The following is a 26,704-nucleotide window of genomic DNA, read 5'->3' on the forward strand; positions in this document are numbered from 1 at the left end:
CATGGATGTGGGAGCAGCACACCTGCCTGCCCCTCACTGCTACCGCCGTGATCGCCGACCTCGCCCGGTACCCGGCGGGCACCTACCTGTCGGTGAACGTCGGGTACTCGCCGCAGACCACAGCCGATTCGCTCGAGCTGATCGACTCCTACTCACGAAAAGCACTGCAGAACGGGAGATTTCGGCTGATCGAAACGGTAGGCGACATCGACGCCGCCCGCGCCGACCACGTCTACGCCCTGGCGTTCGACCTCGAGGATTCCGGTCCCGTCGGTGGCGACCTACGCAACGTACGGCGCTTCTACGACCGGGGCGTCCGGTCGATGCTGCCGAGCTACAACCACGCCAACGCCGCCGGGTGCGGGTGCCTGGACGCCGTCGACACCGGGCTCACCGACTACGGGCGCGAGCTGGTGCGCGAGATGAACGAGGTCGGCATGTTCGTCGACGGCTCGCACTGCTCGGTGCGCACCGGCCTCGATCTCGCCGCCGTGACCACCGTCCCGATGATCTACAGTCACTCCAACTTCGCTGCGCTACATCGGCATCCGCGCAACATCACCGACGAGCAGGCCCGTGCGTGCGCCGAGACCGGCGGCGTGATCGGCGTCAACGGGGTGGGAATCTTCCTCGGCGTCAACCATCCCGATCAGCGCGCCGAGCGCGTGCAGGCCATGGCCGACCACATCGAGTACGGCGCCGAGCTGGTGGGCATCGAGCACATCGGCGTGGGCACCGACTACTCCTTCGACCACGAGGACTTCAACGCCGAGCTCGCCGCCCACCCCGAGGCGTTCTCCGACGAGTACACCCGCTACGGGCCGCTTCAGTGGGTGCCGCCCGAGGATGCGGTGACCCTGCCCGCGGTGCTGCGCGCGCGGGGATGGGCCGACGCCGACATCGGCGCGGTGTTCGGCGGCAATTTCCGTCGCGTGGCCGAGCAGGTGTGGCGCTAGGCCTTGCAGGCCGTGGGCCTACGCGCTCTCGACGACGGCCTTGAGCGAACCCAGGCCCTTCTCGAAGTCCTTGCCGACGAGCTTGTCCATGGGCATCAGCAGGGCGAACACCTTCCCGAACCCGGAGTTCTCCCCCGACATCGCCCACTCCACGGTGGTCGACTCGCCGTTCGGGGTGAGGGTGAACACGCAGGTGTTCTGAGCCTTGAAAGGTTTGGTGAAGGTCAGCGCGATGGTCACCGAGGAGTTCTCGGCCACCTCGGTGATCTCCATGGTGCCGGTGCCGGCCTTACGGTTGCCCGACCATGCGTAGTGCGATCCCGGACCCGAGGCCGGGCCGGTGTAGGTGCGGGCGAGGTTGGGGTCCATACCCTCGTACGGCGACCACGCCGTCCACTTCCTGAAGTCGACGATGTGCGGGTAGATCTCGGCGGGGCCTGCAGCGACGTCGACGCGACGGGCCACGGTGAAGGGTGTCGGTGCCATGCGCAGAAGATAGTGCACGGCCGGTGGAACGGGCCGGGGAACGCGACAGCGATCGGTGGCTGGGACTACGCTCGGACACCGTGAGCGAACACTATGACGTCGTCGTACTCGGAGCAGGTCCCGGCGGTTATGTCGCCGCCATTCGAGCGGCGCAGCTGGGGCTGAGGACAGCCATCGTCGAGGACAAGTACTGGGGTGGTGTGTGCCTGAACGTCGGCTGCATCCCGTCCAAGGCGCTGCTACGCAACGCGGAGCTGGCTCACCTGTTCGCCAAGGACGCGAAGTTGTTCGGCATCTCGGGTGAGGCGAAGTTCGATTTCGGTGCCGCGTTCGACCGCAGCCGTTCGGTGGCCGAAGGTCGGGTCAAGGGCATCCACTTCCTGATGAAGAAGAACAAGATCGATCAGTTCTTCGGGTTCGGCAGCTTCGTCGACGCCACCACCGTCTCGGTCGTCCACAACGCCGACAAGGCCAACGGCGCCAAGGCCGGCACCACCGAGACGATCACCTTCGGCAACGCCATCATCGCGACGGGCAGCACCACCCGGCTGCTGCCGGGCACCACCCTGAGCGCGAACGTGGTGACCTACGAGGAGCAGATCCTCACCCGCGAGCTGCCCGGCTCGATCCTCATCGTCGGAGCCGGCGCGATCGGCATGGAGTTCGGGTACGTGCTGAGCAACTACGGCGTGGACGTCACCATCGTCGAGTTCCTCGACCGCGCGCTCCCCAACGAGGACGCCGATGTGTCGAAGGAGATCGCCAAGCAGTACAAGAAGCTGGGCGTGACCATCAAGACCGGCGCCGCGGTGCAGTCCATCGACGACGACGGCAGCAAGGTCACCGTCTCGATCAAGAACAACGCCTCCGGTGAGGTGGAGACCGTCACCGTCGACAAGGTGATGCAGTCGGTCGGATTCGCCCCGCGCGTAGAAGGTTTCGGGCTCGAGAACACCGGGGTGGCGCTCACCGACCGCGGCGCGATCGCCGTCGACAACGTGATGCGCACCTCCGTCCCGCACATCTTCGCCATCGGCGACGTCACCGCCAAGCTGCAGCTGGCCCACGTTGCCGAGGCGCAGGGTGTGGTGGCGGCGGAGACCATCGGCGGCGCCGAGACCCTGCCCATCGACGACTACCGGATGATGCCGCGCGCCACGTTCTGCCAGCCGCAGGTGGCCTCGTTCGGGCTCACCGAGGAGCAGGCGCGCGCCGACGCGCAGTCACGGGGTTCGGACATCAAGGTCGCCACCTTCCCGATGATGGCCAACGGCAAGGCCCACGGACTCGGTGATCCCACCGGCTTCGTCAAGCTCATCGCCGACACCGAGCACGGTGAACTGCTCGGCGGACATCTGATCGGCCCCGACGTGTCCGAGCTGCTGCCCGAGCTGACGCTGGCCCAGAAGTGGGACCTGACCGTGCACGAGTTGGCGCGCAACGTCCACACTCACCCGACGCTCTCGGAGACCCTTCAGGAAGCGATCCACGGCCTTGCCGGCCACATGATCAACTTCTGATCAGGTGTAGTCCCGCGGCACGCGCAGTGTCGCGAGGGTGGTGGCCAGTCCGTCGTACTGGGTGACCAGGAGGACCAGCTCCACCTGCCGACGCTCATCGAGGTGATCGGTCAGCGCCGCCCACGACTGATCGCTGACGTTGCGGGTGTGGACGATCTCGTCGACGGCGGTGAGAATGGCTCGGCGCCGGTCGTCGTGCGCGGGATCCGACGGGCCGGCGAAGATGGCCTCACGCAGCTCCTCGTCGATCCCGGCGCGCTCGCCGAGCCGAGTGTGGTGATCGAGCTCGTAGTAGGCGCCACGCAGGTGTGCCACGCGCAGGATCACCATCTCCGACTCGAAACGCGACAGCTTCCCGCCCGGCATCAGATGCCCGCTGTAGAAGAGCCAGGCCCGGAACAGTCCACCCGTGCGCGCCAGGGTGCTGAACAGGTGTGCATCGGGAACCTGGATCGCCCGCGCGATCACCCGGGAGATGGCCCAGTTGATGGGACCGAGGTCGCGAAGTGTGCCGGTGGGGATTCGGGGCGTACTCACGCCCTGAACCGTACCTAGTACGCGCGGGCGACGCCGATGACCTTCGCTGCGTCGATGACCAGAGCGGCCGGGGGTACCGGTGGGACCGCTGGTGAGGACCACGGATCGAGCGCCACCGCGCCGACGATGGTGGCCCCGGCTGTGATGAAGTCGGACATGGCACGTCGAATGTGGTTGGTGGAGGTGGCCAGAACGGCATCCACCGCGCCGACCGAGGCCAGCATCGCGGTGGAGTTGACGGCGTTCTCGGTGGTCTGCGACGCCCGTCGATCGACGCGGATGCGGAAGTCCGGGATGCCCTGTCCGATCAGCCAGGCGCGCATCGCGTCGGCCTCCGCGATGCCGTTGCGGGGGTTGCCACCGGTGACGATGACGGGCGAGAGGAACGAGATCCGCGCCGCGGTCAGGCCGGCGGTGAGTCGATCGATCAGCTCCGGCCGCATCGACCCGTCGGGGAGCAGGCCGAATCCGAGAATCACGATCGCTGTTCCCGGACCGCGCAGCGAGCCGTAGACGATGGGACCGCCGGCGGAGCGGAAGATCGCGCCCAGGGCCCGGTCCACACCACCGGCCAGAGCGGGGTTCGACCGGCCCAGACGCTCGCGCGCCGCGGCCGCGGTACCGACATCGCCGGTGGTGGACGCGTAGAGCGCCTGCAGCGCAGCGACGTTCGCGTCGTCGGGTGACGCCGCGGCGAGCCCGGCGAGAGCGGCGAGCCCGGGGCCGTACCGACCGTTCGCAAGATCGTTGACGGCGGAGTTGTAGGCCCCCGCGTCGGCGCGGGCAGGATCGGCCACCGCGTGGGGGGTCAGGGCTGCCGCGGACGTCAGAGCCACCGCGAGGATCGTCACGAGAGCGGCGAGAATCGAGGTGGGCGTGCGGGTCGTCGAATGGACCACAGTGTTCTCTTCCCGGGAGGGTGTCCGGCCTCGGTTCGACCGGTCCTGGTTGCGCACAGTATCGCCATTTCGGGCAAATTGTTACGCGTGTGGCCGAAGTGAAAGAATTACAGTGCTGTAGTTCCGACCCTGCCGTGGCACCGTCTCTTGCGTGTCCGTGACACCATGAATCGCGTGTCCACACTCGTCTGCTTCCACGCCCATCCCGACGACGAGGTGTTCGGCACCGGGGGCATCATGCGCCTCGCTGCCGACGCCGGCCATCGCGTCGTGCTCGTCACGGCCACCGACGGTGCGCTCGGGGAGTACCCCGACGGTCTCCTGGCCGAGGGCGAATCCCTGGCCGAGCGCCGCCGAGAAGAGCTGCACAACTCGGCGACCGTGCTCGGAGCCGACCGCATCGTGATGCTGGGCTACCCGGATTCGGGAATGGCAGGCGCGCCCGAGAATGCCGATCCGAACGCCTTCGTCAACGTCGACGTCGAGGAAGCCGCGCAGAAGTTGGCGCAGATCCTCGTCGACGAGAACGCCACCGTCCTGACCATCTACGACCCCTTCGGCAACTACGGCCACCCCGATCACATCAAGGTTCACGTGGTCGGCATGCGCGCGGCGGAGATCGCCGGGACGCCGTCGGTGTACATGTCCACCATGGATCGTGACCGCATGCGGTTGCTGATCCAGGCCAACCCCAACTGGTCCGAGCAGGACGAGTTGACGGTCGACATCGACAAGATGGGTACGCCCGCGGCCGAGATCACCACCGAGGTCGACGTGCGATCGGTGCTCGCAGCCAAACGCGCCGCGATGTGGGCGCACGCGACGCAGGTCGGCGACTTCGGTCAGTTCCGCGACATGCCCGACGAACACCTGGCCTTCGCGTTCGGCAGCGAGTGTTTCGTGCGGGTGGGGGCGACGCTCGGTCCCGAGCGTGAGGCGCACCTGGCGCTCTAGCGCCTGGTGGAGATCTACCGCGGAGCTCGGCCCTAGCGCAGAACGTAGGGGGAGACGCTGCTGCGGTGCTCGTTGATGTCGAGTGCGCGCCCCAGTGGCGGGAAGGCCCGTTGCGGGCAGTTCGAGCGTTCGCACACCCGGCAGCCCGCTCCGATGGGCGTGGTGGTGCGCTCGTTGTTGAGATCGAGCCCGTCGGCGTAGACCAGGCGGGTGGCGTGGCGCACCTCGCATCCGAGGCCGATGGCGAACGTCTTGCCCGGCTCGCCGTAACGCGCCGCACGCCGCTCGACGGTGCGGGCGATCCACAGATAGCGCCGACCGTCGGGCATCTCGGCGATCTGGGTCATGATTCGACCGGGGTAGGCGAAGGTCTCGTACACGTTCCACAGCGGGCACGTGCCTCCGCTCGAGGAGAAGTGGAACCCCGTGGCGGACTGGCGCTTGGACATGTTCCCGGCACGATCGACCCGGACGAACGAGAACGGCACACCGCGTAGCGACGGTCGTTGCAGGGTGGACAGTCGATGGCAGATGGTTTCGAAGCTCACCGAGTAGTACGCCGAGATGCGCTCGACGTCGTACCGGAAATCCTCGGCGATGCCGTGGAAGAGGGTGTACGGCAGCACGGTCGCCGCGGCGAAGTAGTTGGCCAGTCCGAGTTTGGCCAACGCACGGGACTCGTCGCCGGTGAAGCCGCCCTCAGCGACCATGCGATCGATGAGGTCGCCGCACTCGAAGTAGGCCAGTTCCGCCGCGAACCGGAACACCTTCTGCCCACCGGACAGGCGTGGCGAAATTTCGAGAAGCCTTGTGCGTGAATCGAATCGGTGCAGCACGCCCTCGCCCAGATCGATCCGTTCCACCACCTGCACGTCGTATAGATTGCGCAGTCGCTTGGCGATCTCCCCGGAGATGTCGGCGCGGTGGAAGCGCAGCTTGGTGGCCAGGTCCTCGGCGGCGGTGTCGAGATCGTGCAGGTAGTTCTGACGCTGATAGAAGTAGTCGCGCACCTCCTCGTGCGGTTTGCTGATCGACCCGCTACCGCTGCCGTCGGCAAATCGTTCGTCGGTGGCCGCGGCGAGCTGCGCGGTGGTGTTACGGAACCGTCGGTGCATGTTGACCATCGCCCGCGCCGGGCCCGGGTGGTCGGCGGCGAGTTCGGCGAGCTCGTCCACGGACGCCTCGAAGCCGATGTCCTGATCGAGCGCCACCTCCCGTAGCTCGGCGACCAGCCGCGTGGTGTCCTGTGATGCGAAGAAGGTGGTGTCCACGCCGAACACCTCGGTGATCCGCGTCAGCACCGCCACCGACAGCGGGCGCGCGTCGTGCTCGATCTGGTTGAGGTAGCTCGCCGAGATGCCCAGCTGCTGGGCCAGGTGAGCCTGGCTCAGACCGCGTTCGGTGCGCAGCAGGCGCAGGCGGTTACCGACATACGTCTTGGCCATCACCGCAGCGTAGGGGCCTTCGCAGCGAGGTTCAAGATCGTGTTTGCAACCTTCGCAGCTCAGCGCGGCGGAAGCATGCCGCGCAGCAGACGCATCCGGCGGGCGGCACCGCTCGCCTCGAGCCGGGCGATGAGCCCGGCCACTCGCTCCGGCGAGAACCCCTGCCCTGTCGAGGACACCTGCCCTGACGAGGACACCCGCCCCGTCGAGGAGACGGTCGAGGGCACCGCGACCGCTCGCAGTGGGGTGTAGCTGTGCGTCGACCATGCTGCCTTGAACTCGTTGGATCCTGCGCCGAGATCGATCTCGGTCAGCCCAAGGCCGGATGCGCGATCGGTGAAGTTCTGCATCAGCAGGTGTCCCGGTCGGGCCGAAGCGATGGCCGGGTCGTAGTGCGTGAGCCAGCACTCCGCGCGGTCCGCGGTGGTGGAGGTGATCAGCTGCGCGGCCCACCGCCCGTCGACCCGCAGCCCTACGATGCCTGCGCGACCGGCGACGTACTCGGCGCGCAGAACGTCGCGGACGAAGGACCCGAGGGGGCCGGCGAGGTAGTCGATGTGGCCGGTGGACGCCGTTGCCGACGCGGACAGTGCGGCCATTTCCGGCCAGCGTGAATCGAAGGCCGCTGTGCTGGTGATCAATTCGAATTCGACGTCGTGGCCCTGCTTCTCGAGGCTGCGCCGGGCCGCGGCGAGTCGACGGCGGGCGTGACCGCTGCGCAGTCCGCGAGAGCCGGAACCGTCCTCCGGTAGGAGGACGACGTCGCCGGACTCGCTGGCCACCGCGTGCGGGTGCCAGCCGGGGTCACGCAAGAGCGCGCGGATCGGCTCGGACTCGGCCTCGGCTTCCTCGAAGTACATGCTCACTCGGTGCCTGCGCACGCCCGACCAGAGGGCGCGGGCGGCTGCCTCGTCCACGGCCAGGATCTCCACGGGAAGGCCGAAGCCGTCGCCGACCACCCGTCCCACGCGGAGGGGCCCGTACGAGATGCTCCACAGCGGTGCGATGGCGACCAGGTCGGAGCCGCGGTGGACGGTGACGGTGAGCAGGCGGCCCATGGGCCTGGTGGCGTGAGCGCCGAGGACGTAGTGCGGCCGTGCGGCGATGCGGGTGGCCCTGGCGTCGGCCAGAGCGTCCCAACGGTCCCGCAGACCGGGGTCGGTGAGAGCGTCGACGCCGCGGAGCACCTCGATGCGATCCGTCGTGCGCGCGGTGTCCGTGGGCTCCGGTGCGTACCTCGAGTTCGCATTCACCCCTTCGAGCGTACCGAAAGTTCGTTTCGAGGCGGTGGGTGCCGGGTGCGGCCTCCGCTGAGCCGTGTGTCGTCACTCACACAGATCTCGTGACGGGGTGTCGATGCGGCGTTCGGCGCGCTCGCTGACGGCGTCCGGTTCCGGTACGCCCGTACCGCTTGCACGCTGCCGGTTTGCGTTCATCGCGAGTGCAAGCGTGGGCAAGAACTTCGCAAACTTCGCACAAACTGCGATCAAGCTAGCTGTACTTTGCAGAACATGCAGGTAGACACCTGTTTTCCTGTGTGTCATTCTCGTGACGAACATCCCCCATGCATGGCAAGGCTGCAAAGCCGCGCATCGCGAAGAGACTGGAGTTTTGATGTCGACCACCGGCACACCGAAGACGGCTGCTGAGCTCCAGCAGGATTGGGACACCAATCCTCGCTGGAAGGGCGTGACCCGCAACTACACCGCGCAGCAGGTCGTCGACCTGCAGGGAACCGTCGTGGAGGAGGCCACCCTGGCCCGCCGCGGCTCGGAGATCCTGTGGGACCTCGTCAACAACGAGGACTACATCAACTCGCTCGGCGCCCTCACCGGCAACATGGCCGTCCAGCAGGTGCGTGCCGGCCTCAAGGCGATCTACCTCTCCGGCTGGCAGGTCGCCGGTGACGCCAACCTCTCCGGCCACACCTACCCCGACCAGAGCCTCTACCCGGCCAACTCGGTGCCCTCGGTGGTCCGCCGCATCAACAACGCTCTCCTGCGTGCCGACGAGATCGCCAAGATCGAAGGGGACACCGCCGTCAGCAACTGGCTCGCTCCGATCGTCGCCGACGCCGAGGCCGGCTTCGGTGGCGCACTCAACGCCTACGAGCTGCAGAAGGCCATGATCGCCGCCGGCGCCGCCGGTGTGCACTGGGAGGACCAGCTGGCCTCGGAGAAGAAGTGCGGCCACCTCGGTGGCAAGGTGCTCATCCCCACCCAGCAGCACATCCGCACCCTGACCTCCGCGCGCCTCGCGGCCGACGTCGCCGACGTGCCGTCGGTGATCATCGCCCGCACCGACGCCGAGGCCGCCACCCTCATCACCTCCGACGTGGACGAGCGCGACCGTGAGTTCCTCGACGGCACCCGCACCTCCGAGGGCTTCTTCGGCACCAAGAACGGCATCGATCCCTGCATCGCGCGCGCCAAGGCCTACGCCCCCTACGCGGATCTGATCTGGATGGAGACCGGCGTGCCGGACCTCGAGGTCGCCAAGAAGTTCTCCGAGGCCGTGCGCAGCGAGTTCCCCGACCAGCTGCTGGCCTACAACTGCAGCCCGTCCTTCAACTGGAAGGCGCACCTGGACGACGCGACCATCGCCAAGTTCCAGCGCGAGCTCGGCGCGATGGGCTTCAAGTTCCAGTTCATCACCCTGGCCGGCTTCCACTCGCTCAACTACGGCATGTTCGACCTGGCCCACGGCTACGCCCGCGAGGGCATGACCGCCTTCGTGGACCTGCAGGAGCGCGAGTTCAAGGCCGCCGAGGAGCGTGGCTTCACCGCCATCAAGCACCAGCGTGAGGTCGGTGCGGGCTACTTCGACCGCATTGCCACCACCGTCGACCCCAACACGTCGACCGCTGCTCTGAAGGGCTCCACCGAAGAGGGTCAGTTCCACTGATCCAGAACGCGTGAACGGTCCGCCGTCCGGTGCACGGGCGGCGGACCGTGTTCTTTTCTCCACCCGAACATCTCCCGAGGAGCGGTTGTGACCAGCGACAGGATCGAGCGTGTAGGCATCGTCGGTGCCGGGCAGATGGGTGCCGGTATCGCTGAGGTATGTGCCCGCGCGCACGTGGACGTGCTCGTGTTCGAGCAGACACCCGAACTGGCCGCCGCCGGTCGCACCCGCATCCTCAAGTCCCTCGACCGCGGGGTCTCGAGCGGCAAGATCACCGAACGCGAGCGGGAGCAGGCCGCCTGGCGCCTACGCTTCACCGCCGACCTCGCCGAGTTCGCCGATCGCCAACTGGTGGTCGAGGCCGTGCTCGAGGACGAGAAGGTCAAGACCGACATCTTCGCCCGCCTGGACGCCATCGTCACCGATCCCGCCGCCGTGCTCGCCTCGAACACCTCGTCGATCCCCATCACCAAGATCGCCGTGGCCACCGCCAACCCTGCGCGCGTGGTGGGTCTGCACTTCTTCAACCCTGTGCCGGTACTGCCACTGGTGGAACTGATCACCACGGTCAAGACGGCATCGGACGTCGAGGAGCGCGCCGAGCAGTTCGCCGTCGACGTTCTCGGCAAGCAGGTCGTTCGAGCCGCCGACCGATCCGGATTCGTGGTCAACTTCCTGCTGGTGCCGTTCCTGCTCTCCGCGATCCGCATGGTCGAGGCCGGCTTCGCCTCCCGCGAGGACATCGACAAGGCGACCGTGCTGGGTCTCGCGCACCCCATGGGTCCGCTCACCCTGTCCGACCTCATCGGCCTCGACACCGTCAAATCCATCGCCGATTCGCTCTACGCCGAGTACAAGGAGCCGCTCTACGCTCCCCCGCCGTTGCTGCTGCGCATGGTCGAGGGTGGGTTGCTGGGCAAGAAGTCCGGCGAGGGCTTCTACTCCTACGTCAACGGCCGCATCGTCAAGTAGCGGCCGACCACTGGGCCTCGGCACGTCCGAGTTCGGTGGTCGGCTCGTCGCCGTAGATCCATTCCCGGGAGATGCGGTGCCAGTTCGCGCCCGCCCCGAGCTGGCCCAGGATGCCGAACGTGAGAAAGTCGGCCCTCCGTGAGAACAGGTGCGCCGGGGGCAGTTGATGGCGGTTGATGCCCGCGAAGTCGGAGCCTGTCGGGTCCAGCGCCAGCATCATCGACGACCCGGCCATGTCCGGAGTCACCGTGATCGGCCTGTCCACCAGGTTCCACTCCGACGCCGCGTACACGTAGTTCAGGCAGTCCGTCGGTCCGACGGCGGTGTTCGGAGGCAGGATCTCGCGCTCGATCAGTAGGGCCCGCAGGTCGTCTCCACGTTCCTCGGCCGCGGCCCGCAGACATCGAATCTCGAAGTCGATGTCACGCCGATCCATCCGGTTGTAGAGCCCGAAGTCGAGGAAGGCGACGGTGCCGTCGTCGGCGAGAAGCACGTTGCCCTGATGCGGATCCCCGCAGAACTCGCCGTATCGGTATAGCGAACCCACGTAGAAGCGATAGACGATCTCGCCGATTCGATCGCGCGCCTGCTGCGGCAACGACGCCGCCGTGTCCATCGATGCCGCGGAGACGAACTCGCTAACCAGCACTCGCCTGGTGCACAACTCGGTGAGCGCATCGGGCACCGTGATGAACGGATGCCCGCGGTAGAGCGCGGCCAACGCGTGCTGGGTGCGCGCCTCCTCCACGTAGTCCAACTCACCCTCGATGCTGCGACGCAACTCGTCGAGCAGCCCGGGTGCAGCGAGCGCGGGCACCACCGCCTTGGAGAACTTGAGGAACAGGGCGAAGTTCTTCATGTCGGCGCGCACGGCGGCATCGACACCGGGGTACTGCACCTTCACGGCCACGGTGCGCCCGTCGTGCGTCGTTGCCCGGTAGACCTGGCCGATCGACGCCGCCGCCACCGGCTCCGGATCGATGTGCGCGAAGATCTCGGCGAGCGGCCGCTCGTGATCCGCCTCGATCACCGCCGCCATCTTCTCGAACGGCATGCGCGGCGCCTGATCTCGCAACACTGCCAGGCGCTCCTGGAAGCGGGCGCGCTGCGCGGGCGGCACCAGGGACAGGTCGAGGATCGAGAGCATCTGGCCCAGCTTCATCGCCGCGCCCTTCATCGTGCCCAGCACGGTGACGAGTCGGTCTGCCGCTTCCATCGCGTTGTTCTCCGCCAGGCGCGCTCGAACCTCCTCCGAGCGTCCCAGCATCGACACGCGCGTCCCGGCCCCCCGCACTGCCTGCGTCGCGGCCACCGCACCCAACCTGGACCCGCGCGCGATGCGTGAGGTCGGCATTGCTTTCGGGTTCGCGGTCCTCGTGCTCGCACTTCTCGATGCGGAGCGGCTGTCGGACTCGTCGTCGCGTCGGGCCATCCTCGGGCGCCTCCGGTGCGTCACGGTAACGTCGGCTCCCCGGTCGCCGTGCGGCCGGATCGCTTCGACAGTACATGTGACCCGGCCGACACAGCTACCTGTGGCAGGGGCCTATGTGGCACATCGACGAAAGACGAGGATCACTCATGAGCTCAGGTTCGTCCTCCACCATCGCCACGGTTCTCGGCGGGGCTCTCGCGGCAACGGGCGCAGCACACTTCGTCATCCCCGACGCCTTCGCCCCCATCACTGCCGCTGCCTTCCCTGCCGACACGCGGGCCTGGACCTTCCGCAACGGGGTCACCGAGCTGGTCGTGGGGACCGCGATCGCCGTGCCGGCGACCCGGAAGATCGGACTAGCTGGTTTGGCAGCCTACGTCGGCTTCCTCGGATATCGCGCCTACCAGGCCCGTTAGGAGCGGGCGCCGGGCGAGGTTCTATGCAGGAGTAAGAATGTAGACATGTCATCTGCAACCGCTTACATTGCCACCGCTCCCGACGCCCCGCTCGAGAAGACCACGATCGAACGGCGCGACCTCGGTCCCCACGACATCCTCATCGACATCAAGTACGCCGGCATCTGCCACTCCGACATCCACACCGCACGCAACGAATGGGGCGGGACCAAGTACCCCGTCGTGCCCGGTCACGAGATCGCGGGAATCGTCGCCGCCGTCGGCTCGGAGGTCACCACCCGCAAGGTCGGGGATCGCGTCGGCGTCGGCTGCTTCGTGGAGTCGTGCGGAGTGTGCGAGGCATGCGTCGACGGTGACGAACAGTACTGCACCAAGGGCGCGGTCGGCACCTACAACTCGACCACCTACGCCGGCGAGCGCACCCACGGCGGGTACTCCACGCAGATCGTGGTCACCGAGAAGTTCGTCGTCGGAATCCCCGAGGGAATCGACCTCGACGTCGCCGCGCCGCTGCTGTGCGCAGGCATCACGCTGTACTCGCCTCTGCGGCACTGGAACGTCGGGCCCGGCACCAAGGTTGCCGTCGTGGGCTTCGGCGGGTTGGGCCACGTGGGCGTGAAGATCGCCCACGCGATGGGCGCGCACGTGACCGTGCTGAGCCAGAGCCTGAGCAAGCAGGCCGACGGCACCCGACTCGGTGCCGACGAGTATCACGCGACGAGTGACCCGGCCACGTTCAAGGCTCTGCGCGGGAAGTTCGACCTCATTCTCAACACCGTCTCGGCGAACCTTCCGCTGGACAAGTACCTGGGCCTGCTCGCGCGCAACGGCACGCTGGTGGAGTTGGGGCTGCCGGAGAACCCGCTGACCGTGGGGGTGTTCCCGCTGCTGAGCAACCGTCGCTCGATCTCCGGCTCGATGGTCGGCGGCATCGCGCAGACGCAGGAGATGCTCGACTTCTGCGCCGAGCACCACATCGGCGCCGAGGTCGAGGTCATCTCGGGTGAGCAGATCAACGACGCGTACGACCGAGTGGTCGCCTCCGACGTGCGCTACCGCTTCGTGATCGACACCTCCACCCTCTGACCTCCCGCCCCGACCGCTCTGCACCCACCACGACGGGTCAGGGCGGCTCGGGAGGGGGAGTCAGGAGGCGGCGAGGCGCTGCTTCTCGACCTCTATGTCGAAGTCGGCAGGGGGCCAGGTGAGGTTCAGGGTCTCGAGGGCGTCGATGAGCAGTTCGGTGACGGCGAGGTGGGCGTACCACTTCTTGTCGCACGGCACCACGTACCACGGGGCGTGGTCGGTGTTGGTGCGGTCGAGAACTGCCTGGTAGGCCTGCTGGTACTGCGGCCAGAAGGCGCGCTCTGTGACATCGCCGGGGTTGTACTTCCAGTGCTTGTCCTCCCGGTCGAGGCGCTCTGCCAGGCGGCGTCGCTGCTCGTCGAGCGAGACGAACATGGCCACCTTGACGATGGTGGTGCCGGCGTCGACCAGGCGCTTCTCGAAGGCGTTGATCTCGTCGTAGCGCCCCTCCCACACGTCGGTGGGCACCAGCTCGTGCACACGCACCACCAGGACGTCCTCGTAGTGCGAGCGGTCGAACACACCAATGTGGCCGGGCGTGGGCAGCTTCTTCTCGATGCGCCACAGGAAGTGATGTGCCTTCTCCTCGGCCGTGGGCACCTTGAACGACGTGTGCTCGACGCCCTGGGGATCGACCAGCCCGATCACGTGGCGAACCATTCCACCCTTACCCGCGGTGTCCATTCCCTGGAGCACCAGGAGGATGGACTTGCGCACTCCGGACTGTCCGTTGGCGAACAGTTTCTCCTGGAGCGCCGAGAGGACCTCGCCCCGCTCGGCGAGAATGCGCGATGCATCCGACTTGGACCCGGAGTAGCCGGGAGTGGAGTTGGTGTCGAGGTCGGCGACGGACGTGTGCGAGTCCGCCCGAAGCACCTCGGTTGCGGGGATGTGCCAGTGACCCGGCCCGGACTCGGCAGCGGACGGCTTGTTCTGCGGTGGCGGCATGGGGCGATCGTATGGCCAACTCGGGTGCCCGGCACAGACGCTTGGTGTTCGCGCCGGGCACGAATCGCTCGCGTCCTTGTCAGAGAAGCTCCTCGCGCAGACCGGCCAGTGTCCGGGCCAGCAGTCGCGAGACGTGCATCTGCGAGATTCCCAGTCGATCCGCGATCTGGGTCTGAGTCATGTTCCCGAAGAATCTGAGCAACAACACGTTGCGCTCGCGCTCGGGGAGTTTGGCCAGCAGGGGGCGAAGCGCCTCGTGGTTCTCGACCTTCTCGAGTTCACGGTCGTAGTCGCCGAGTGTGTCCGCCAGGGACAGTCCTTCGGAATCGCCTCCGTGCGGGGCGCTGTCGACGGACAGCGTCTGGTAGGCATTGCCGGCGGTCAGACCGAGCGCGACCTCGTCGCGGTCGAGTTCGAGATGTTCGGCGAGCTCGGAGACCGTCGGCGATCGACCCAGGGTCTGTGACATCTCGCCGACCGCCCGACCGATCTGCATGTGCAGTTCCTTCATCCGGCGTGGGACACGCACCGCCCATCCCGTGTCGCGGAAGTGACGCCGCACCTCGCCCATGATGGTCGGCACCGCGAACGAGACGAAGTCCGACCCGCGTTCGACATCGAACCGATCGACCGCGTTGACCAGCCCCACTCGCGCGACCTGGACCAGGTCGTCGTGCGCCTCGCCGCGGCCGCCGAAGCGGCGGGCTATGTTCTCGGCCAGGGGTAGGCAGCGCGTGACCACCTCGTCCCGGATGCGCGCTCTGCGGGCGTCCCCCTCGGGCAGGGCACTGATCTCCCGGAACCGATCGCCGACGTCGGCGTAGTCGTCGGAGCGCCCGGGCGTCCGTTCCGGGGTCATTCCGCAGTGGGCTTCTTCTTGACGAAGGAGATGCTGCTGGTGATGACCCCGGACGACGACTCGTCGTGCGCCACGCTCACCTCGTCGGTGAGCGCGTTGAGCACGTGCCAGCCGAACCCGGCCTGCTCGGTGGAGGTTTCCGAACCGACCTCCGCGCTGATCCGAACATGAATGTCGTGGTCGGATGGGGTGAACCGGCACACCAACCTGCTCCCCGGTACCGCGCGCACGACGAGACGACTGCACGCCTCGTCGATGGCGAGCCGAATGTCGGCGATGTCGTCGAGGTCGAAGTCCTCCTGCGCGGCGAGTGTCGCCGCGATCGCCCGGATGACCGAGAGGCGAGCCGGGGCGGCGAGCACGCCCAGCTCGATGGTGGCGTCGCCGCTCTCTGATCGGGCATCGGTGCTGATCGCCCTGGTCATTCCGGCCTCCTGTGGATGATCTACGTGTGCCTCGACGCGATGAGCGCCAATAGGTCGATTACCCCGTGCGAGCACCGAACAAACCTTCCGTGCCGACGTCGGTGGCAGTGGCTGCGGTCGGGGCGTAGTGTCGTAAGCGGTTGAGTCCCCAGCCGACGAATGGAACATCGACGATAGCCCGCTCCCGCGACGACGCTCCACCTGCGATTGCGTCCCGCTGGTCGCCTGTTCGATGTACACCCTGGTAATCCCCCGCTCGTGGTGTCTCACGCGCAGTGTGGTCCATGCCCCCGGCGTACTCCGACCTATGGCTCGTTGTTTCCTCCGAACCCATCATCGGAGCAGCCATGCAGACCTCTGATTCCCGGACACCCGGCGGTCCCGACGCCGTGATCGGCCCGCTGCGCTTGGGTCTTGCCTCCGTGACGGTGCAGCGACACCGCGAGGGCCCGACGATTGTGCACGTCGCTGGCCAACTCGACCTTTCCAACGGCGACCAGTTCGCAAAATTCATCTCCTCGAACGACGTCGTCGCCGATAGTGTTCTCGTCGATTTCTCGGGCATCGAATTCGTCGGCATGTCGGCGTTGTCGTCGCTTGCCGAGATGGCCGCGACCGTGACCAGTGTGAACTGGTCGCTGGTGACGGCACCGGCCCTCGACCACGTGATGGTGGCCGGAGGCTTCACCACGGACTCCCGCTGTTTCAGCACGGTCGACGCCGCGCTGGCGAGTTCGGTCGGCTGAGCGCGACGCAGTTCCCGGTATCGGCCCCGATTCACTGCTGTTTTCGGTCATACTTCCGCGTAGGAGAGCCTCCCGGTGCGCGCACCCGCGCATTTGGATGTGACAATTGGCGCTGTCCGAACCGGTCGGGGAGATCGAAAAGGAGCGGTTGTCGTGGATCGCGATCCCACCATGCCCCACAGGGCAATGATCGCTGCAGCCGAGAACAGCGCCGACGGTATCGCCATCATCGATCGACTCTCGCGCATCCGCTACCTCAATCCCGCTGCTCTGCTGATGCTCGGGGTGCCCAGCGTGGGCGAGGTGGCGGACACGCAGTACCGCAACATGCTCCCCGAAAGTGTCCTGCCCAACATCGAGGCCATGCGTGAACACGTCGACCGTCGCGGCACCTGGGTCGGCAGGGTGGAGATCACGACACCGGCCGGCGACAAACTTCCACTGTCGGTGACCATCTACGCGCTTGTCGACGGCAGAACCGAGCACGGGGTCGTGGTGGTCATGCGGCGTGAATCGGACGGACCTGCGGGCACTCCGGTCCTGACCGACGCCATGAACGCCGTGGCCAGTCGCAAGCGCGAACAGGCGGCGGTCGCCGAGTTGAATCGGGTCTCGCTCACCGGCCGATTCGACGACCTCATCTCCGCAGCAGTCGCGGTGTCCTTCGAAGTGTTGGGCGTGGAGGCGTCGGTGATCTACCGGTGTGTTCCCGGTCAGGACCACCTGAGGTTCATCGACGGCGCATGCCGATTCGACACCGACGCCGCCTCGATACCGTTGGCCACCGACGGTCCCACCGGCCACGCCATCAGGACCCGGCGGGTGGTCGAGTGCACGAGCACCGCCGGCCAGAGCGCGTTCAGCACCGACACGATGCGCCGATACGGCCTCGAGAGCACGGTGGCCGTGCCGATCCCGCAGGGGGAGAACATGTGGGGCACCATCGCGGTCTTCCGCGATCGGGCGCACTCCTGGGCGCGTGAGGAGATCGCGTTCCTGATCACCATCTCGGAGGTGATCGCCTCGGCGTTGCGTCGTCGCGACCTCGAGCGGGAACTGCGCTACCAGACCCTGCACGATCCGCTCACGAGGCTGGGCAACCGCACGCTCGCCTACCAGCGCATCGACTCGGCCCTCGCGCAATCGCGTCGCGAGTCGACGATGACCACGGTGATGCTCATCGATCTGCACGACTTCCGTGTCATCAACGACACCTACGGCCACGGAGCAGGCGACAGCGTGCTCGTCGCCGTTGCGAAGATCCTCGACGACCTGATCCCCGGAACCGACAGCGTTGCCCGGTTCGGTGGGGACGAGTACCTCGTCGTCGCGTCGTCGCTGGTGGACAGGTTCGATGCAATTGCATTGGCGCAGAACGTGATCGCGCAGCTGAGAATGCCCATCGACATCGGTTCGCGCGTGGTGGAGATCTCGGCGAGCGTCGGTATCGCCCTCGGATACGGCGAGAACACCGCGGCCGAGATGGTTCGTCACGCAGATCTCGCTCTCGCCGAGGCCAAGAACGAGGGTCCGGGTAGCCACCAGGTGTTCGACGATGTCCACGGTGACCAGTCCAGGCGCCGGCTGAGCATCGCGACCGGTGTGCGCGCGGCGCTCGACGCCGACACCATGGACGTGCGATTCCAGCCGGTGTACTCGCTCGAGACGGGTCGGTTCCAGGCGGTCGAGGCGTTGGCGCGGTTCAACGACCCAGACCTCGGTCCGGTTGGTCCGGCGGAGTTCATCGGCATCGCCGAACGATCCGGGCTGATCCGCCCGCTCGGTGCGTGGGCGCTGCGCCGCGCCTGCATCGAGGCTCTCGATTGGGACGTCGATCTGCGCGTGAACGTCTCGCCGATCCAGTTGCGCCACCCGGATTTCGCGGCGTCCGTGAGCCGGATCCTGGCCGAGACCGGGTTCGACGCACGTCGGCTCGGACTCGAGATCACCGAGTCGGTGTGGGTCGAGGACACCACGACCGTCTCACGCAATCTCGCCGCCCTGCACGATCGCGGGGTCACCCTGGTGATCGACGACTTCGGTGTGGGACACAGCTCGCTGGGCTACCTCACCCGCTTCCCGATCGTCGACGCCGTCAAGATCGACCGGTCGTTCGTGGGCCGACTGCCCGGGCGGCGGTCGGCGGCGATAGTCACGGCGATGACCTCGCTCGCGCACGCCTTCGAGATCGTCGTGGTGGGTGAGGGGGTTGAGACGCCCGAGCAACTCGACCAGCTCCGCGCATGTGGATGCGACTCCGTCCAGGGCTTCCTGGTGTCCGAACCCGTTCAGGCGGAGCAGGTTCCGCTGCTCCCGCGGATCGATCCGATGTTGCGGGCGAGTGCACTCGAGGCGAAGGTGGCGCGAGGCGAATCCGCCTGACGGTGGCATGTGGCACCGTGGAGCTCATGCCGAACTACGCCACCGCCGACCGGGTCACCCGCGAGGAGTTGCTCGATTTCGTCCGTGACCGCCACCACCTGGTGCTGATCACCCGTCGCGCCGGCGGCGGTCTGCAGTGCTCACCTGTGACTGCCGGGCTCGATGCGCGCGGTCGCATCGTGATCTCGACCTATCCCGATCGCGCGAAGGCGATCAACATCCGCCGCAATCCCGCCGTGACCGCCGTGGTGCAGTCCGACGACTGGGACGGCCCGTACGTGCAGATCGACGGCACCGCCGAGGTGATCGATCTACCCGACTCGGTGGAGCCGCTGGTGGAGTACTTCCGCTCGATCTCCGGCGAGCACCCCGACTGGGACGAGTACCGCGAGGCGATGGTGCGCCAGGGCAAGTCGCTGATCGCCATCACCATCGATGCGTGGGGGCCGATCGCAACCGGTGGCTTCCCGCCGCCCAAGTAGGGGAGAGCGTCTACCTCGAGCCGTCGATGAGGGGGTGCTCGGCGGCGGCGAATCGAGCCGGTGACCCGCCGACGTCCGCGATTCCCGCTACTCCGCCCCAGATCATCATCGACAGGTAGTCGATGAGGTCCGCCGAGCTCATCGACCTGTTCGAGATCCACCAGTGGGTGGCCAGCTGTACCCCGCCCACCAGGGCGTACGCCCATGGCACCGAACCACCGGAATCCATCTCGAGGCGGCGCAGGCGCTCGCCGAGAACCGTGGCCAGCACTTCGGCGATCATGCGCTCGGACTCGGCGACCACGTCGCGGTTGGGCCCGGCCGAGTTGCTCATCACGTACAGATAGACCTCCGTGTCGTCGGCGACGGTGTCGACGTATGCGGAGATCAGTGCCCGACTCATCCGGTACTCGTCGAGGTCCTCGGAGATCGAGGCGTAGATCCTCGGTGCGAGGGTGGTCTCGACGAACCGTTCGAGCGTGGCGTTCGTCAGATCGTTCTTGTCGGCGAAGTACCGGTACAGCACGGTCTTGGAGATGCCGATCTCGGCGGCGATCTCGTCCATCCCGATCTCGCGGCCGCGCCGACGAATCGCCTCGAGAGTGCCGTCTACCAGTTCCTCGCGGCGGGCGATCTTGTGCTCGCGCCATCGCCGCTTGCGCCCGTCGGGTTTGGCGGCCTTCGGGCCGTCACCGGTGTCGGGTGGTGCAGCGGGCTGCTCGGGTTCGTCCGATGCGGACTTCCTCGCCACGAGTACCACTCCTTCGACCGGTGGGGCGTCCGGTGATACCCCGAGCGTGCCTGCGAGTGCCGACTCCGCCCCGCCCGGGCGAGTGTAGTGCGCGTCGCCAGGCACAATGGACCCGATGCAACTGCTGACAACCGATGACGCCACCAAACGTCGCGACCTGCGCAGGATGAAGATCGTGGCCACGGGCCTGCTGATCTTCGCCACGGTCGTGTACTTCGGGTGCCGCTACCTCGAGTCACGAGGGTCCGGCGCCTGGGTGGGCTACGTGCGCGCGGCGTCGGAGGCCGGCATGGTGGGCGCGCTGGCCGACTGGTTCGCCGTGACCGCCCTCTTCCGGCATCCGATGGGTCTGCCGATTCCCCACACCGCGATCATCAAGCGCAAGAAGGCGCAGCTCGGGGCCAGTCTCGGCAACTTCGTGGGGCAGAACTTCCTGGCGGCCGACGTGGTGACGGCGAAGGTGCGCAGTGCGCAGATTCCATTGCGGCTCGCCGGTTGGGCGGCCGAGAAGGACAACGCCGACCGGGTGGCCACCGAGACGGCCACGATCCTGCGCGGCATTCTCGAGGTGGTCAACGACGCCGACGTCGCGCAGATCATCGACAACACCATCGTCAAGCGGATCGCGGACCCGCAGTGGGGGCCGCCCATCGGGCGCGTGCTCGAGTCCCTGCTGGCAGACGGGCGTCAGCGTCCGTTGCTCGACCTTCTCGCCGAACGCGCTCACGAGTGGGCCCTGGGGAGCCTGGGGACCATCGATCGAGTGGTCAGTCGCGATTCCCCGTCATGGTCGCCGAAGTTCGTCGACGTGCTGCTCGGCGAACGGATCCATCGCGAGTTGGTGGAGTTCACGTGGAAGGTCCGCTCGAACCCCGATCACGAGCTGCGTCTGGCCGCCGACAAGTTCCTGCGCGATTTCGCCCAGGATCTGCAGCACGATCCGGAGACCGTGGCCAAGGCCGAGCGGATCAAGGCCGAGTTGATGTCGCGTCAGGAGGTCACGGGTCTGGCCGATGCCTCCTGGAAGGTTGCCAAGCGGCTGATCCTCGAATCCGCGGAGGATCCGAGCAGCACCCTGCGGGCCAAGATCAGTGAGAGCGTGTGCCGTCTGGGCGTGCGGTTGCGCGACGACCACGAGCTGCGCGATCGCGTCGAATCGTGGCTCCTGGCGGCCGTGCGCTACGTCGTGGAGAACTACACCGACGAGATCACCACTGTGATTACCGACACTGTCGAGCGGTGGGACGCAGACGAAGCCAGCGCCAAGATCGAGTTGCAGGTGGGCCGAGATCTGCAGTTCATCCGCATCAACGGCACCGTCGTGGGTTCACTCGCGGGTCTGATCATCTACTCGGTCTCGCAGCTTCTGTTCGGCTGATCGCATCGAGGTGCTAGCTGACTGCTTGCAATAGTTAGCACTGGTGGTTACCGTCGAGTTCGAAGGCATCGAGTCGTTCGTCGAGACATCGTGACGAGGAGTTGACGTGCACGGCGATACGGGAACCAACTGCGACGAGAACACCGTGGCCGCGGCCGCCGGTGAACTTGCCGCACGAGTGACCACCGCCACCGCCGACATCGGGAGCTTCATTCGCGCACAACGTGAATCGGCCCACGTGTCGCTTCGTCAACTGGCTCAGCTCGCAGGGGTGTCGAACCCCTACCTGAGTCAGATCGAACGCGGGCTGCGCAAGCCGTCGGCAGAGGTTCTGACCCAGATCGCGAAGGGACTTCGGGTGTCGTCCGAGGTTCTCTATGTCCAGGCCGGACTCCTCGAGGAACGGCCGCACAGCCCCATCAGAGACGCTGTCCTGGCGGACATCACCATCACCGAACGCCAGAAGCAGGTCCTGCTGGAGATCTACGACTCGTTCCGGCGCGAGAACGCGAAGGACGAGGCGCTCGCAGAGAAACAACCACCACACCCAGTCGCAACACCCGAAGGAGAGTCGTGATGACCGAACCCAAGCTCGACGATGTGAAGACCCCGCTGTACGCCGCCGTCGGTGTCGGCGACGCGGTCGTGCAGGCAGTCGCGGATGTCGTCGCCCAGGTTCGCGCCCGTGCCGAGGCAGCCGCCGAGGAGGTCAACGAGGCCGTCGATACCGCCCGCACCCGCCTGGCGGACTTCCAGGGCGAGGTCACCGGCAACGTCGAGTCGCTGGTCGGGCGCCTCGAGCGTCTGCCCGCCGAGCTGCCCGACGAGCTCGAGTCGCTGCGCGAGCGCTTCACCGCCGAGGAGCTCAAGAAGGTCGCCGAGGCGTACCTGAAGGTCGCGTCCGACATCTACACCTCCCTCGCCGAGCGCGGCGAGGAGACCGTCGAGCGCATCCTCAACAGCAGCCCGGTCCAGGAAGGGCTCGGCACCCTGAACGAGACCGCCAACGAGGCCGTCGACTTCACCCAGAGCACCCTGGGCAAGGTCGCATCGCAGACCCGCGCCGTGGGCGAGCGTGCAGCCGAGCTCGCCGGCCGTGCGTCCGACCAGATCAAGGACAGCGCCGAGGAGCTCAAGGACGGCGCCGAGGACATCGCCGACGAGGTTGCTGCGGCCGGCAAGAAGATCGCCGCCGACGCCAAGGGCGCCTCGCAGGAGATCAGCGGTCTGATCGGCACCGTCGAGGCCAAGGTGCGCACCAGCAAGGCATCGCCGGTCACCCGCACCCCCGCCAAGAAGGCAGCCCCGGCCAAGAAGGCCACCGCCGCCAAGGCCCCGGCCAAGAAGGCGGCCCCGGCCAAGAAGGCAGCTCCGAAGAAGAGCTGACACCGATTGCCGAGACAGCGGCCCCCGCGACACCACCGTCGCGGGGGCCGTTGCTCGCTATGCTGGGTTCATGAACGCGTTCAGCGCCACCGGCATGATCCTGCTCGTACTCCAGTTCCTTGCGCTCGGCTTCGCCGTGTTCGCGCTCGTCCACGCCGTTCGCCAGCGCCCCGACGCCTTCACTGCGGTCGGCAAGCAGACCAAGCCTTTGTGGATCGGCATCCTCGCCGTCGCGGTGCTGCTGATCCTGCTGTCCGGGTTCACCGGTTTCCTCGGGATCATCGGTGTCGTGGCCGTCGGCGTGTACCTCGCGGATGTGCGGCCGAAGGTCGACGACGTTCAGCGCGGTCCGCGCTGGTGACCTACTCCTGACCGGTGAACGTCAGGTAGAGCAGCGCCACGTTGAGCGCGACGATCAGTCCCGTCGTGAGCACACCGGCCGCGACGGTCGGCCGTGAGTTGGTGCGGGTACCCATCACATCGGGGTTCGACGTGAGCGACATCAAGGGGATCAACGCGAACGGGATGCAGAGGCTCAGGACCACCTGACTGATCACGAGTGCGCGGGTGGGGTCGACGCCGATTCCGAGCACGATCAGTGCCGGGATCAGGGTGATCACGCGGCGCAGCAGCAACGGGATGCGTCTGGCCAACAGGCCCTTCATGATCTCGGCGCCGGCGGCGCACCCGACCGATGTCGAGGCCAACCCGGAGGCCAGCAGGCCCACGGCGAAGATGGCCGCGACGGTCGGGCCGAGGCTCGACGCTATGGCTGCGTGTGCGCCGTCGATGGTGTCGGTGCCCTCGACGCCACGGAACGCCGACGCAGCCAGCAGCAGCATCCCGATGTTGACCGCGCCCGCGATGACCAGGGCCACCGCGACGTCCCACTTGGTGGCGCGCAGAAGCCGATCGAGGCGGCCGGGGTCCGTGCTCACGCCGTGCCGGTCGCGAGCGAGGGCCGAGTGCAGGTAGATCGCGTGCGGCATGACCGTGGCTCCCAGCATGCTCGCCGCCAGCAGCACCGACTCGCTTCCGTCGAATCCCGGCACCAGGCCGCCGGCGACGCCGGAGAGGGAGACGTCGGTGAAGAAGAGCCCGGTCAGGAATCCGACGGCGATGACCGCGAGCATGCCGATGATGACGAACTCGAAGGTGCGCTGACCGCGGCGGTTCTGCACCGCGAGGATGACCATCGAGATCACCCCGGTGATCAGGCCACCGACGAACAGCGGGAGGCCGAAGAGCAGGTTCAGGGCGATCGCGCCACCGATCACCTCGGCGAGATCGGTTGCCACGGCCACACACTCGGCCTGCACCCAGAACGCGCGTCGCCGATTGGGTGAGAGTCGCTCGCCGAGGATCTCCGGAAGCGAACGCCCGGAGACGAGACCGAGTTTGGCCGAGAGGTACTGGATGAGGACGGCCATCGCGCTCGCGCCCACGAGAACCCACACGAGCAGGTAGCCGAAGCGGGCGCCGGCGGTGAGGTTGGCGGCCACGTTGCCCGGATCGACGTACGCGATCGCTGCCACGAAGGCGGGTCCGAGCAGCGCGACCGCGCGGGTCCAGCGGATTCGGGTCGTCGGTGTCGGCGTCGCCTTCTCGAGCATGAACGAACTGTAGGCCACCGAACACCGAAATGTTCGGGCGCCCGAACTTTTCGGGTGTGATCACCACCTCTGTGCCGGTGTGAGCGGGGGTGTGCCTATCGTGGAGCGAATACCCGCGCGCCTGCGTCGCGGCCCTGCGCTCTGAGACACGCCATGACACAGCAGTGGGAGAAGCCACATGACACACACCGGACGAAACCTGGTCCTGGCCACACTGGGGGCCGCCGCGCTGGGAGCAGTGGCCGGTGCGGGCGCCCTCGCCTACGCCGTCACCAGACGCACCGACACCGCCGCACCCATCGCCACCGGCGCCGACGAGCTGCTCGGCGACATCCGCTACCCGTACCGCACCATCGAGGTGGTCACCGACGACGGCGCCCACCTGCACGCGCGTGAATACGGCGACGTCGAGGCGCCGACCATCGTCTTCTGTCATGGCTGGGCATGTTCGGCGGACTACTGGACTCCGCAGATCAACGCGCTCGCCGAGCGATACCGAGTGGTGGTCTACGACCAGCGCGGACACGGGCGCAGCGAGATGGGCAAGTACGAGTTCTCCGCCGAACTGCTCGGTGCCGACCTCTCCGCTGTTCTCGACGCAGCCCTCGGCGCGGAGGGGCCGGGCGGCCACCGCCACGGCCCGGCGGTGATCGTCGGCCACAGCATGGGCGGGATGTCGATCATGTCGTGGGCCGGTGACCATCCCGACGAGGTGAGCCGCTACGCGCGGGCACTCGTCCTGGTGGACACGGCCGCGGGGGATCTGGTTGCCAGCACCACCGTGCTGCCGCTGCCGAAGAAGGTGCACATCCCCAACGGGGTGGCGCGCACCATCCTCGGCGCCGACGTCACGATCCCCTCGACGGCTCTGTCCTCGATCGCCGTGCAGTACGTCGCGCTCGGTCGCCACGCGACGGCCGCGCAGGTGGCGTTCTGCGAGCGCATCGTGCGCGAATGCTCACCGCGGGCGCGGGCGCGGTGGGGCCTGGCGTTCCCCGACCTCGACCTCACCCAGGCCGTGGAGAACATCGAGGTGCCGACCACCGTGGTCGTCGGCACCGCCGATCGGCTGACCCCGCGCACCCAGGCGGTCAAGCTCGTCGCCGCCCTCGAGCGGGCCGGGGTACTCGATCGATTCATCGAGTACCCAGGTGTCGGGCACATGGCCAACGTCGAGGCCATCGACGAGTTCAACGCCGAGCTGGTGCGCATCGCGGGCTGACCGGGCGGCAGGAACCGACCGAGGTCAGCTGAAGACGACGGTCTTGCGTCCGTGCACCAGCACGCGGTCCTCGAGCAGCCACCGCAGGCCACGCGAGAGCACGAGCTTCTCGATGTCGCGGCCCTGGCGGACCATGTCGGCCACCTCGTCGGAATGATCGACCCGGATCACGTCCTGCTCGATGATCGGGCCCGCGTCCAGTTCACCCGTCACGAAGTGGCACGTGGCGCCGATCAGCTTCACCCCGCGCGCGAACGCCTGGTGGTACGGCCGCGCCCCGACGAACGACGGCAGGAAGCTGTGGTGGATGTTGATCGCGCGACCCGCCCAGTGATCGCACAGATCGGGGGGTAGCACCTGCATGAATCGCGCCAGCACCACCGCGGCCGGATCGTAGGAGTCGACGAGGTCGCGCAGCTGATCGAAGGACGGCCCGCGTTCGGCCGGGTTCTTCGGGAACGGCACATGGTGGAACTGCACTCCGTGGGCGGCGGCGGTCTCGCCCAGTTCGGGGTGGTTGCCGATCACCGCGGCGATGGTGGCCGGCAACTCGCCGCCCGCTGCGCGTCCCAGGAGATCGTGCAGGCAGTGCGCCTCACGGCTGACCAGGAGCACGATGCGTTTGCGCTCGTGCGAATCGTGCAGAGACCACTCGGTGTCCGGGCCGATGGCGGCTGCCACCGCTGCGAACCGCTCCCGCAGCTCCTCCACCGGGATCGGCACCGACGACGCCCGCACCGCCTGCCGGGTGAAGAACCAGCCGGAATCCGCATCCGCGTGATACGCCGCCTCGACGATCGAGCCACCTAGGTCGGCGAGGAATGTCGAGATTCGCGCCACGATGCCCGTCCGGTCGGGGCACCCGAGGGTGAGAACGTAGCGGCGATCGGGTGAACTCATGATGG

At 67.3% G+C, this 26,704-nt stretch carries 27 protein-coding genes; 15 read left to right on the forward strand and 12 right to left on the reverse strand.

Annotation, left to right across the window (positions count from 1 at the left end):
• Window positions 1–5: 5 nt before the first annotated feature.
• Entirely contained in the window at window positions 6–956 is a 951-nt protein-coding gene (locus tag ACY48E_RS00175; RefSeq protein WP_462870480.1) for a dipeptidase, read from the forward strand.
• A gap of 18 nt (window positions 957–974) precedes the next feature.
• Here the strand turns inward: ACY48E_RS00175 and ACY48E_RS00180 are convergent, their stop codons facing one another.
• Window positions 975–1,442: an SRPBCC family protein gene (locus ACY48E_RS00180; protein ID WP_462870026.1), complete on the reverse strand. Its 468-nt coding sequence runs from the start codon at window positions 1,440–1,442 to the stop codon at window positions 975–977.
• Window positions 1,443–1,522: 80 nt separating this feature from the next.
• Here ACY48E_RS00180 and lpdA point away from each other — a divergent pair, with 80 nt between their 5' ends.
• Window positions 1,523–2,962, forward strand: coding sequence for a dihydrolipoyl dehydrogenase (gene lpdA / locus ACY48E_RS00185; RefSeq protein WP_462870027.1), 1,440 nt, complete (start codon window positions 1,523–1,525; stop codon window positions 2,960–2,962).
• Here the strand turns inward: lpdA and ACY48E_RS00190 are convergent, their stop codons facing one another.
• Both ACY48E_RS00190 and ACY48E_RS00195 read right to left on the reverse strand, forming a co-directional pair.
• Window positions 2,963–3,499: a carboxymuconolactone decarboxylase family protein gene (locus ACY48E_RS00190; RefSeq protein ID WP_462870029.1), complete on the reverse strand. Its 537-nt coding sequence runs from the start codon at window positions 3,497–3,499 to the stop codon at window positions 2,963–2,965.
• A gap of 14 nt (window positions 3,500–3,513) precedes the next feature.
• On the reverse strand, window positions 3,514–4,398 hold the full coding sequence (locus ACY48E_RS00195; RefSeq protein ID WP_462870030.1) for a YdcF family protein: 885 nt from the start codon (window positions 4,396–4,398) through the stop codon (window positions 3,514–3,516).
• Between the two features lie 174 nt (window positions 4,399–4,572).
• On the opposite strand from ACY48E_RS00195, the gene ACY48E_RS00200 reads away from it, so the two are divergent.
• Window positions 4,573–5,352, forward strand: coding sequence for a PIG-L family deacetylase (locus ACY48E_RS00200; protein WP_462870031.1), 780 nt, complete (start codon window positions 4,573–4,575; stop codon window positions 5,350–5,352).
• A gap of 32 nt (window positions 5,353–5,384) precedes the next feature.
• Here ACY48E_RS00200 and ramB read toward each other — a convergent pair whose 3' ends face one another.
• Together ramB and ACY48E_RS00210 are read right to left on the reverse strand one after the other, a co-directional pair.
• Window positions 5,385–6,797, reverse strand: coding sequence for an acetate metabolism transcriptional regulator RamB (gene ramB / locus ACY48E_RS00205; protein WP_462870032.1), 1,413 nt, complete (start codon window positions 6,795–6,797; stop codon window positions 5,385–5,387).
• A gap of 59 nt (window positions 6,798–6,856) precedes the next feature.
• A complete protein-coding gene (locus tag ACY48E_RS00210; RefSeq protein WP_462870033.1) occupies window positions 6,857–8,050 on the reverse strand; it encodes a GNAT family N-acetyltransferase in 1,194 nt (397 codons plus the stop codon).
• A gap of 361 nt (window positions 8,051–8,411) precedes the next feature.
• On the opposite strand from ACY48E_RS00210, the gene aceA reads away from it, so the two are divergent.
• Window positions 8,412–9,701 carry an isocitrate lyase gene (aceA, locus tag ACY48E_RS00215; RefSeq protein ID WP_462870034.1) on the forward strand — a complete coding sequence of 430 codons (1,290 nt, stop codon included), beginning with the start codon at window positions 8,412–8,414 and terminating at the stop codon, window positions 9,699–9,701.
• An 87-nt stretch (window positions 9,702–9,788) separates the two neighbouring features.
• Window positions 9,789–10,673 carry a 3-hydroxybutyryl-CoA dehydrogenase gene (locus ACY48E_RS00220; protein ID WP_462870035.1) on the forward strand — a complete coding sequence of 295 codons (885 nt, stop codon included), beginning with the start codon at window positions 9,789–9,791 and terminating at the stop codon, window positions 10,671–10,673.
• On the opposite strand, the gene ACY48E_RS00225 is transcribed toward ACY48E_RS00220, so the two are convergent.
• A complete protein-coding gene (locus ACY48E_RS00225; RefSeq protein ID WP_462870036.1) occupies window positions 10,666–12,027 on the reverse strand; it encodes an ABC1 kinase family protein in 1,362 nt (453 codons plus the stop codon). The genes ACY48E_RS00220 and ACY48E_RS00225 overlap by 8 nt on opposite strands.
• A 224-nt stretch (window positions 12,028–12,251) precedes the next feature.
• Between ACY48E_RS00225 and ACY48E_RS00230 the strand changes: the two genes are divergently transcribed.
• Both ACY48E_RS00230 and ACY48E_RS00235 read left to right on the forward strand, forming a co-directional pair.
• Window positions 12,252–12,521: a hypothetical protein gene (locus ACY48E_RS00230; RefSeq protein WP_462870037.1), complete on the forward strand. Its 270-nt coding sequence runs from the start codon at window positions 12,252–12,254 to the stop codon at window positions 12,519–12,521.
• 45 nt (window positions 12,522–12,566) lie between these two features.
• The gene (locus tag ACY48E_RS00235; RefSeq protein ID WP_462870038.1) at window positions 12,567–13,607 is read left to right on the forward strand and encodes an NAD(P)-dependent alcohol dehydrogenase; all 1,041 of its coding nucleotides are present in this window, start codon (window positions 12,567–12,569) and stop codon (window positions 13,605–13,607) included.
• 60 nt (window positions 13,608–13,667) lie between these two features.
• Here ACY48E_RS00235 and ACY48E_RS00240 read toward each other — a convergent pair whose 3' ends face one another.
• The 3 genes from ACY48E_RS00240 to ACY48E_RS00250 all read right to left on the reverse strand — a co-directional run bounded on the left by ACY48E_RS00240 (window position 13,668) and on the right by ACY48E_RS00250 (window position 15,839).
• Entirely contained in the window at window positions 13,668–14,555 is an 888-nt protein-coding gene (locus tag ACY48E_RS00240; RefSeq protein WP_462870039.1) for a polyphosphate kinase 2 family protein, read from the reverse strand.
• A gap of 79 nt (window positions 14,556–14,634) precedes the next feature.
• Window positions 14,635–15,414 (reverse strand): SigB/SigF/SigG family RNA polymerase sigma factor, encoded by a 780-nt coding sequence (locus tag ACY48E_RS00245; RefSeq protein WP_462870041.1) that lies wholly within the window; start codon window positions 15,412–15,414, stop codon window positions 14,635–14,637.
• Window positions 15,411–15,839: an ATP-binding protein gene (locus ACY48E_RS00250; protein ID WP_462870042.1), complete on the reverse strand. Its 429-nt coding sequence runs from the start codon at window positions 15,837–15,839 to the stop codon at window positions 15,411–15,413. The genes ACY48E_RS00245 and ACY48E_RS00250 overlap by 4 nt, the downstream gene beginning before the upstream one ends.
• A gap of 389 nt (window positions 15,840–16,228) precedes the next feature.
• Here ACY48E_RS00250 and ACY48E_RS00255 point away from each other — a divergent pair, with 389 nt between their 5' ends.
• The 3 genes from ACY48E_RS00255 to ACY48E_RS00265 all read left to right on the forward strand — a co-directional run bounded on the left by ACY48E_RS00255 (window position 16,229) and on the right by ACY48E_RS00265 (window position 19,449).
• Window positions 16,229–16,585: an STAS domain-containing protein gene (locus tag ACY48E_RS00255; protein WP_462870043.1), complete on the forward strand. Its 357-nt coding sequence runs from the start codon at window positions 16,229–16,231 to the stop codon at window positions 16,583–16,585.
• Window positions 16,586–16,738: 153 nt separating this feature from the next.
• A complete protein-coding gene (locus ACY48E_RS00260) occupies window positions 16,739–18,967 on the forward strand; it encodes a putative bifunctional diguanylate cyclase/phosphodiesterase (RefSeq protein ID WP_462870044.1) in 2,229 nt (742 codons plus the stop codon).
• A gap of 26 nt (window positions 18,968–18,993) precedes the next feature.
• A complete protein-coding gene (locus ACY48E_RS00265) occupies window positions 18,994–19,449 on the forward strand; it encodes a PPOX class F420-dependent oxidoreductase (RefSeq protein ID WP_462870045.1) in 456 nt (151 codons plus the stop codon).
• A gap of 10 nt (window positions 19,450–19,459) precedes the next feature.
• On the opposite strand, the gene ACY48E_RS00270 is transcribed toward ACY48E_RS00265, so the two are convergent.
• The gene (locus ACY48E_RS00270; RefSeq protein WP_462870046.1) at window positions 19,460–20,200 is read right to left on the reverse strand and encodes a TetR/AcrR family transcriptional regulator; all 741 of its coding nucleotides are present in this window, start codon (window positions 20,198–20,200) and stop codon (window positions 19,460–19,462) included.
• Between the two features lie 115 nt (window positions 20,201–20,315).
• Between ACY48E_RS00270 and ACY48E_RS00275 the strand changes: the two genes are divergently transcribed.
• The 4 genes from ACY48E_RS00275 to ACY48E_RS00290 all read left to right on the forward strand — a co-directional run bounded on the left by ACY48E_RS00275 (window position 20,316) and on the right by ACY48E_RS00290 (window position 23,325).
• The gene (locus ACY48E_RS00275; RefSeq protein WP_462870047.1) at window positions 20,316–21,578 is read left to right on the forward strand and encodes a DUF445 domain-containing protein; all 1,263 of its coding nucleotides are present in this window, start codon (window positions 20,316–20,318) and stop codon (window positions 21,576–21,578) included.
• Window positions 21,579–21,723: 145 nt separating this feature from the next.
• Entirely contained in the window at window positions 21,724–22,155 is a 432-nt protein-coding gene (locus tag ACY48E_RS00280) for a helix-turn-helix domain-containing protein (RefSeq protein ID WP_462870481.1), read from the forward strand.
• On the forward strand, window positions 22,155–22,964 hold the full coding sequence (locus ACY48E_RS00285) for a heparin-binding hemagglutinin (protein ID WP_462870048.1): 810 nt from the start codon (window positions 22,155–22,157) through the stop codon (window positions 22,962–22,964). The genes ACY48E_RS00280 and ACY48E_RS00285 overlap by 1 nt, the downstream gene beginning before the upstream one ends.
• 70 nt (window positions 22,965–23,034) lie before the next feature.
• On the forward strand, window positions 23,035–23,325 hold the full coding sequence (locus ACY48E_RS00290) for a DUF2516 family protein (protein ID WP_462870049.1): 291 nt from the start codon (window positions 23,035–23,037) through the stop codon (window positions 23,323–23,325).
• A gap of 1 nt (window position 23,326) precedes the next feature.
• Here ACY48E_RS00290 and ACY48E_RS00295 read toward each other — a convergent pair whose 3' ends face one another.
• On the reverse strand, window positions 23,327–24,577 hold the full coding sequence (locus tag ACY48E_RS00295) for an Nramp family divalent metal transporter (protein WP_462870050.1): 1,251 nt from the start codon (window positions 24,575–24,577) through the stop codon (window positions 23,327–23,329).
• Between the two features lie 178 nt (window positions 24,578–24,755).
• On the opposite strand from ACY48E_RS00295, the gene ACY48E_RS00300 reads away from it, so the two are divergent.
• Entirely contained in the window at window positions 24,756–25,799 is a 1,044-nt protein-coding gene (locus tag ACY48E_RS00300) for an alpha/beta fold hydrolase (protein WP_462870051.1), read from the forward strand.
• Window positions 25,800–25,823: 24 nt separating this feature from the next.
• On the opposite strand, the gene purU is transcribed toward ACY48E_RS00300, so the two are convergent.
• A complete protein-coding gene (gene purU / locus ACY48E_RS00305; protein WP_462870052.1) occupies window positions 25,824–26,699 on the reverse strand; it encodes a formyltetrahydrofolate deformylase in 876 nt (291 codons plus the stop codon).
• Window positions 26,700–26,704 lie beyond the last annotated feature (5 nt).

This window comes from Rhodococcus sp. AZ1 (assembly GCF_054979605.1).